General features: G+C 38.3%; 8 protein-coding genes. 6 read left to right on the top strand and 2 right to left on the bottom strand.

The window, feature by feature from the left end; translation table 11 throughout:
* The first annotated feature begins 279 nt into the window (after positions 1–279).
* Together FFM59_RS04430 and FFM59_RS04425 are read left to right on the top strand one after the other, a co-directional pair.
* On the top strand, positions 280–1,209 hold the full coding sequence (locus FFM59_RS04430) for a serine hydrolase (protein ID WP_137601843.1): 930 nt from the start codon (positions 280–282) through the stop codon (positions 1,207–1,209).
* A 102-nt stretch (positions 1,210–1,311) separates the two neighbouring features.
* Positions 1,312–2,478: an Mbeg1-like protein gene (locus FFM59_RS04425; RefSeq protein ID WP_137601842.1), complete on the top strand. Its 1,167-nt coding sequence runs from the start codon at positions 1,312–1,314 to the stop codon at positions 2,476–2,478.
* 18 nt (positions 2,479–2,496) lie between these two features.
* Here the strand turns inward: FFM59_RS04425 and FFM59_RS04420 are convergent, their stop codons facing one another.
* Entirely contained in the window at positions 2,497–2,937 is a 441-nt protein-coding gene (locus tag FFM59_RS04420; protein ID WP_137601841.1) for an OsmC family protein, read from the bottom strand.
* A gap of 154 nt (positions 2,938–3,091) precedes the next feature.
* Positions 3,092–3,793 (bottom strand): CPBP family intramembrane glutamic endopeptidase, encoded by a 702-nt coding sequence (locus tag FFM59_RS04415; protein WP_137601840.1) that lies wholly within the window; start codon positions 3,791–3,793, stop codon positions 3,092–3,094.
* Between the two features lie 236 nt (positions 3,794–4,029).
* On the opposite strand from FFM59_RS04415, the gene FFM59_RS04410 reads away from it, so the two are divergent.
* The 4 genes from FFM59_RS04410 to FFM59_RS04395 all read left to right on the top strand — a co-directional run bounded on the left by FFM59_RS04410 (position 4,030) and on the right by FFM59_RS04395 (position 6,452).
* A complete protein-coding gene (locus FFM59_RS04410; protein ID WP_137601839.1) occupies positions 4,030–4,308 on the top strand; it encodes an ABC transporter ATP-binding protein in 279 nt (92 codons plus the stop codon).
* A 39-nt stretch (positions 4,309–4,347) separates the two neighbouring features.
* Entirely contained in the window at positions 4,348–5,205 is an 858-nt protein-coding gene (locus FFM59_RS04405; protein ID WP_170175930.1) for a YncE family protein, read from the top strand.
* Between the two features lie 12 nt (positions 5,206–5,217).
* The gene (locus FFM59_RS04400; protein WP_137601837.1) at positions 5,218–5,661 is read left to right on the top strand and encodes a hypothetical protein; all 444 of its coding nucleotides are present in this window, start codon (positions 5,218–5,220) and stop codon (positions 5,659–5,661) included.
* A 206-nt stretch (positions 5,662–5,867) separates the two neighbouring features.
* Positions 5,868–6,452 carry a peptidylprolyl isomerase gene (locus FFM59_RS04395; RefSeq protein ID WP_137601836.1) on the top strand — a complete coding sequence of 195 codons (585 nt, stop codon included), beginning with the start codon at positions 5,868–5,870 and terminating at the stop codon, positions 6,450–6,452.
* The last annotated feature ends 391 nt before the right edge of the window (positions 6,453–6,843 follow it).

Genomic DNA, 6,843 nt, shown 5'->3' with positions numbered 1-6,843 from the left:
ATCTTGAGGGCAGTTTTATTTCTTGATATGGTTACGAGGAATGGAGCGTAGCGACATCCTCAGAGAGTTTTTTGTACTGACATTTTGTAGAACCAGATTTATTGCATTAAATGTGAGAAATCTAGCTCTCTATTACCGGTAGTGTACGACAAAAAGTAACATATCGGCTGATATCAAGTTATTACGTGACACTAAGCCATAAATAATTCATAAAATCTTACACAAATGTACCTAAATTTGTCCGTATAAAGACATAACGTATTTGTTATGATATTCGTTATGAAAAAAGCAGAGAAGAAATTTTTAAAAGCAATTATTGGTGTGGTTGGTATTTTACTGATTGCAATTATCGGGTATCAGTATGTCCATACCAGCAAAGCATCATCGGGTGGGACCGCTCAAACTGAAACACAAAAAGAAGTAGCCAAACGACAAAAAATTATTAAAGAAAATTTGACCAACTATTTAAAAACGGTCACTGATGATGGCACGGTTAGCGTTAGTTTTTATAACCTTGGTGCAACGAGTGGTAGCACTGCAGCTAAATCAAAATATGCAGATGTTTATAAAAAAGGTGAATTGCAGGTTGAGTCAAATGCACATACGGCTCAAACGACAGCCAGCACTTACAAGCTATTTATCACGGCGTATTTAATGCAACAAAAGCTTAATGGAAATTTCACTTGGAATAGCACGAATGAAGATGGCTTTTACCGCATGATTGTGAATAGTGAAAATGACTTTGCTGAAGAACAATTGCAAAAATATGGCATGAGTAAAATCAACAAATTTATTAGCAATCAGGGCTGGTATTCACCAGTTTTCCAAACAGATGAGAATGCCACCTCGACAAGTTATAGCTTACAATTAGAAGCCGGAACTGGTTCATTCTCCAATGCTAGTGATCGAGCTAAAATTTTGAAGTTAATGGGTAAACAAATTTATCGAACTGGTATTCCAGCAGGTGTTGCTGCGGCAGACAAAGGTACCACCGTGGCAGATAAAGTTGGTTTCTTGGATGATACCAATAACTATGCTGCAATTGTTACGATGCCAAATGGGCAAAAATATATTCTAGTGATCATGACGCATGGCCATAATCAAAGTGGTTTTAGCGGATTCCCAAAGATTACGAAAATTGCCAAGAAAGTGCAACAAATTGTGTATGGTGCTGATGCTGTAACCAAATTGGAAGACTATTCAAACTAGCCATAAATCAGCTTTCATGAGTTCAATTTGAATTGGATTATCGCTTGTAATATAATTCGAATTAATAGGAACTACTCGTGAAGGGATTGACAGCAATCGGCCATGATTGATTATGTGATCGAATTTGGTAAAAATTCATTTATAGATGAACCATTGAATGACATTGACGCAGTTGTGTTGTCACAATTGGCGTACATGGATTTTGCGTACTTACAAACGGAAAAGATTACATCGATTGCGCAAATGAATGAACGACAAATTCAGACAGTGATTGAAAACACTTGGCGTGCTAATCAAAATGCTGAACTGTTACGAGTGATGCAGCGAAGTGTCCGCTTTGGTAGCCTAAATTGGCATGATTGGGTTGAACGACAAGACATTGAGGCGGAAGAGCAATTTAGTGCCGTCACTTTTGACTTGTTAACAAACTTGTCATTTATCGCTTATCGCGGGACGACAGCCACACTGACAGATTGGAAGGAAGATTTTAATCTAACCTTCATGCCAGAAATTCCATCACAGCAAGCAGCACTCAAATACTATCAAAAAATGCATCGACATTATCCTGGAAAATATTATTTAGGTGGGCATTCTAAAGGTGGTAACTTAGCTGTTTATACACTGGTGCACAGTCATGCATCTCGCCGAGAGGACATTTTAGCTGCCTATAGTGTGGATGGCCCCGGTTTGAATGAAACAATCCCGGATTATTGTATTGATCGAGTCCACAAATTGATTCCCGAAGCCTCTGTCATCGGCTTGTTGTTGGAACCCGAATCAAGTTATCAAGTGGTACAGTCAGATAGCTTCGGGTTTAACCAACATGATCCGCATTCATGGGCCACACGAGGGCATGAATTTGTCTTAGCCACTAGTACGACTTCTTTATCCAAGTACACCCAGGCATCAATCACTCGATGGTTAGAGAGCATTGACGATGCGACACGGGGTGAATTCTTGAATTCAATTTTTGACTTATTTGAGGCCACTGATGATGACCGTCTCAGTGAATTAGCAAAGAATTGGCCAGTCAATTTTAGAATCATGATGAAAGCCATTTCTGATTCGAATCCTGAGACACGTCAGCGATGGAAAGATGTCACGGACAAACTATTTGGAGCAATGACGGATGAGGCCAAGTTACGAGTGACTAGTCGCTGGCAACAATCGATTGCGTCCATACCCAAACTAAATGTGCCACAGCCGTCAAAATTACTAATTGAAAAATTAAAACAGACTGAAAATAAAAAATCTCAGAAATATTTCTGAGATTTTTTCGTCTAAAATTTATTCGCCTAAAGTAGGATCTGAATCAAAATCGTCTACGATTTCAAAGAAAACATCGGCATTAGCTTTGATTAATTTAGCTACTGGGCATTCGTCTAAAGCGGCATCAACCACGCCAGAAGCAGTCGATTTGTCTAAAGTATCAAATTTGATTTGAGCATGCACAACAAATTTGTAGCCAACCGCGTCTTTGACGATATCAACGGTGGTACGAATCGTACTTTCTTGAGGTAACTTTTTACGTTCTTCAACTAAGCGAATCGTACCGTTAAAACAGGTGCTGACTGCAAAACCAATGAATTGTTCTGGGTTGGTTCCAGGGGCGTCCATTAATGAGCTGCTAACTCCTAAAGTTAAGCCTTCGTTGCCTTCAACATAGGTAGTTCCGGTTAATCCATCATGATTCATAACATGTGTACTATATAATGATTTCTCTGCCATAAAATAGCTCCCTTTCTTGTATACGCTTTCAAAAGTTCGAGTATAATATATTTTTATTTTGGATAACACGAATAAGCCTTATAACATAATTGGTATTTTTAACAAAAAAACGATAATCCTCAAATTGAGAATTACCGTTTCAAAGATGCCTAATCTAGTGTTGAATAATTGTAATGATTAACATAAAGATCGAGGCGACTGGGGTCATTACATCAAACAAGAAATGGGTGGTGATACTAACCCAGATATTTTTGCTATACAGATAAAGTAATGAGAACCAAGCACCCATCATCATATAGGGAATCATTTCAACAACGTTACCGTTGAAGTTATTCCAGTGAATCAAGCCAAAGAAAATCGCGGAGAAGAAAAACATCAGGACGGTCACGGCGCCACGGCCCTTAAATTGATAGAACAGCGCATGACGAGCAATAATTTCTTCCGTAAATGGGGCCATCAAAGCTGCCAAACTAGCGATTGCCGTGATTAATGCCATCCGGACTGTAGTGGTTCCAGTTGAGTCACCACTAGCACCGCCTGCAGTAGCGCCAAACAGCATCTGGGTCAGGAACCGTGTTCCATAGAGAATAACTGGCGCGGCCACTAACCCAATAATTGCAGTTAATAGATTCCGCCAAATATGTTCCTTGAATAACTTCCAGTCTCTTTTCAAAACATCGTGATAAAGAAAAATTGCTAATGAGAAACCAGTAAAGAAAAGTAGGGTAACGATAATTACCCGAATGAGTTGATCGTCGATAACTTTAACGACATTCCCCAAGATTAATTCAATTGGAATAATAAGAAAGGCCACTAACGTTTTGGCTTTGGAAATTTCCATTTTTCCATTGTTCATAATTACAACACTCCCATCTATTGTAGTCTTATGTACTACCAAATATTATCAGTCATCTCTTAACAACACAAATTTTAAGCCATAACGTGCCGGAATTGCACCTAATAAGCTCATTTAGTGTCAGTATAAAAAATAAACTACTAATAGAGTATTATATTCTTTTATAAAATAGGGCAACTTATGATAAAATGCCATTGAAAGCGAGTTATATACATAAATTGGGGGGAGTGAAAAGTATGCGACGACAATATCTTAATTGGATTAGCTTGGCCATGTTGTTATTGGCCATTTTAGGGTTTATTTTCTTGGGTCCATTACAGTACGCAAAGCCAAAAATTGATACTGATTATAATAAGTACTACAGTGCGTTCAGCTTGAAAAATTTGCGCAAAGATTTGAATGAATATTCTAAATTGGTCGCTGCTTCGTTGGATTACTATGGCCAAAATCATCAGGCAAAATCATATGTAATCAATTGTGTAACTGATACGAATGACAATGACAGTGATGCGTAAGGGACTTTTGTGGTACCTGCATTAGATGAGGCCAATACTTTGGCGACAAACAATGCCGGGTCAAAAAATACAAATCAAGTCATTACCTCGAATTTCATGACGCCGCAAGGAGTAGCGGTGACACCGAAGTATATTATTACTTCGTCGTATGACCATGAATATCGTGGAGCATCAATTTTGAGTATCATTGATCGTTCAACGGGTAAACATTTGAAAAATGTGATTTTGCAAGGTCGTCCGCATGTAGGTGGTGTTGCCTACGAGGCTGACAAAAATCTATTATGGGTTTGTGGCTCGTCTGGAAAAGAAGCAGCTTTGATTGCTATCAAGATGGATGATATTGATAGTTATGATTTTGCCAAGAGTAACAATGCAATTAACTATACCCATGTGGCTTTATTGCCGGGAATTGCTAAAGCATCGACTGTTGCTTACCGTGATGGACAGCTGTGGGTCGGATTTTTCAGCGTGACTGGCGATAGTACCGTGCAACGTTTTGATGTTGATAAAGTCTTGAGTGGCCGTAACAGCATTAAAAATGTATCTGGTGGAAGTTTACTGGGTAATGATGTGCGTGAACAGCTTTCACAGCAGTCAATTGGTAAAATTCAAGGGTTCTCATTTTATAAGAACTTGATGTATATTTCCCAATCATACGGTTCTGGCGATTCGGAAATTTACGTTTACAAAATTGATAGTAATAAACGTCGATTCACTAAAAATGATGCCGAAGCAGTTATTAAAATACCTTCACATCTGGAACAAATCACGATTGATGGTAACCGAATGTACGCAATTTTCGAATCTAGTGCACGGTCCTATAAGACACATGAACAAACAAGAATTGGACGGGTAGTTTCATTTGATGTTTCTAAGCTGCCACCATTAGAGAAGTAAGGGGGGATTGAAATGAATGATTTAAGAAATCGACTGACGAATTTAAATAATTGGTTTTACTTTGGGAGTCTCAGCTTATTTCTGTTGATGCTGGTTACGACTAATAATCCATTAGCTAAGCACTTTCAACTCAGTTTCGTGAACTTATCTTACTCCAAGAATGCAACAATTTTGGGTGCGGTGGCCATGAACTTGGCATTTGTTATCGTCTTACTAGTTGCGGTTCACTACGCAAAAATTTTCCAAGGGCAACGAATTTTTCATGTTCCATCATTCCTGTCAATCCTTGAAATGATTGGGGTCATGATTGTTGTCACGTTTGCGATTATCGCAGTGTCCATTTGGATTTATATTCATACTTCGGAAGGAGAAATCTTTGCTTTCGTGGCACAGGTCAACGCGGATACCTTCGCTTCGACTTACTTTTTCACTCTTCAATTTTCAACATCGACGTAACTATTGGACCAGTACCATTATTGTTTTATGGGCAGAATGGCTGACCTTTGCCATCATGTTGCTGCCATTGTTAAATGCAGATTAATCCGAATTCAAATGACGCGATTTTGGCGTCATTTTTGTTGAGTTAAAAATAGTTTCAAGTCTGCTTGAAATCAGCTATAATGGTACGCGACGTTTAAAATGAAATTTAAAGGAGATTTATAATGACTTTACCTCAACTTGACTTAGCAAATGCTAAGGGACCAAAGGCTACAATTAAAACTAATCTTGGTGATATTACCGTTCAATTGTTCCCAGAACAAGCACCTAAAACGGTTGAAAACTTCACAACATTAGCTAAACAAGGCTACTATGATGGTGTTATTTTCCATCGTGTCATTGAAGACTTTATGATCCAAGGTGGCGATCCTACAGGCACTGGTATGGGTGGCGAAAGTGCTTTTGGCGATTCTTTTGAAGATGAATTTTCACAAGAATTATTCAACATCAATGGCGCTCTTTCGATGGCCAATGCTGGACCAAATACCAACGGTAGCCAATTCTTTATCGTTTCAAACAAGAGTGTTCAACCTGGAACTGATGAACAAATGCGTGAAGCTGGTTATCCAGAAGAAATCATCGAACCATACATGAATGGTGGAACTCCATGGCTTGATTTCCGTCACACTGTGTTTGGACAAGTGATCGATGGTAAAGATGTGATTGATAAAATTGAAGCAGTTGAACGTGACATGTCTGATAAGCCTCTAGAAGACGTTATTATGTCAACAGTTGAAATTTCAGAATAATAAAAATAGAAGTAACTTTGCAAATTTGCGAGGTTACTTCTATTTTTTTGTTGATTAAACGAGTTGTTCAGCACTTATTCTTTAATGGCTTCTCTTATCAACTTGCTCCACTTAATTAGCACTCATTATTATCCAAGTTCATGATAACAATGAGTGCCTATTAATGTTCACAAGTTCCCGTGAATCTCAGCACTACTCATTAACGGCATCTCTTATCAACTTCGTCACTTTACTAAAATAATCAACCATTGTCATAGTACGACAACAATTTATTATTCTTCGTAAATGCTCCGAAGCTGCCCGATAAGTTCAGCACTATTTTTAACGGCTTCCCAACTCAATCAACTCACCTAACTACAACAGACAAACAATTCAAAGACCGAATTATCTG

Source organism: Paucilactobacillus nenjiangensis (assembly GCF_005405445.1).
GTDB classification, from domain to species: Bacteria; Bacillota; Bacilli; order Lactobacillales; family Lactobacillaceae; genus Paucilactobacillus; species Paucilactobacillus nenjiangensis.
Note: the sequence above shows the minus strand (reverse complement) of the source record. Positions and strands in the feature narration are given on the sequence as shown.

Coding starts and splice junctions, on each gene's coding strand:
- FFM59_RS04430 (WP_137601843.1), top strand. CDS start 280: ATGAAAAAAGCAGAGAAGAAATTTTTAAAAGCAATTATTGGTGTGGTT.
- FFM59_RS04425 (WP_137601842.1), top strand. CDS start 1,312: ATGATTGATTATGTGATCGAATTTGGTAAAAATTCATTTATAGATGAA.
- FFM59_RS04420 (WP_137601841.1), bottom strand. CDS start 2,937: ATGGCAGAGAAATCATTATATAGTACACATGTTATGAATCATGATGGA.
- FFM59_RS04415 (WP_137601840.1), bottom strand. CDS start 3,793: ATGAACAATGGAAAAATGGAAATTTCCAAAGCCAAAACGTTAGTGGCC.
- FFM59_RS04410 (WP_137601839.1), top strand. CDS start 4,030: ATGCGACGACAATATCTTAATTGGATTAGCTTGGCCATGTTGTTATTG.
- FFM59_RS04400 (WP_137601837.1), top strand. CDS start 5,218: ATGAATGATTTAAGAAATCGACTGACGAATTTAAATAATTGGTTTTAC.
- FFM59_RS04395 (WP_137601836.1), top strand. CDS start 5,868: ATGACTTTACCTCAACTTGACTTAGCAAATGCTAAGGGACCAAAGGCT.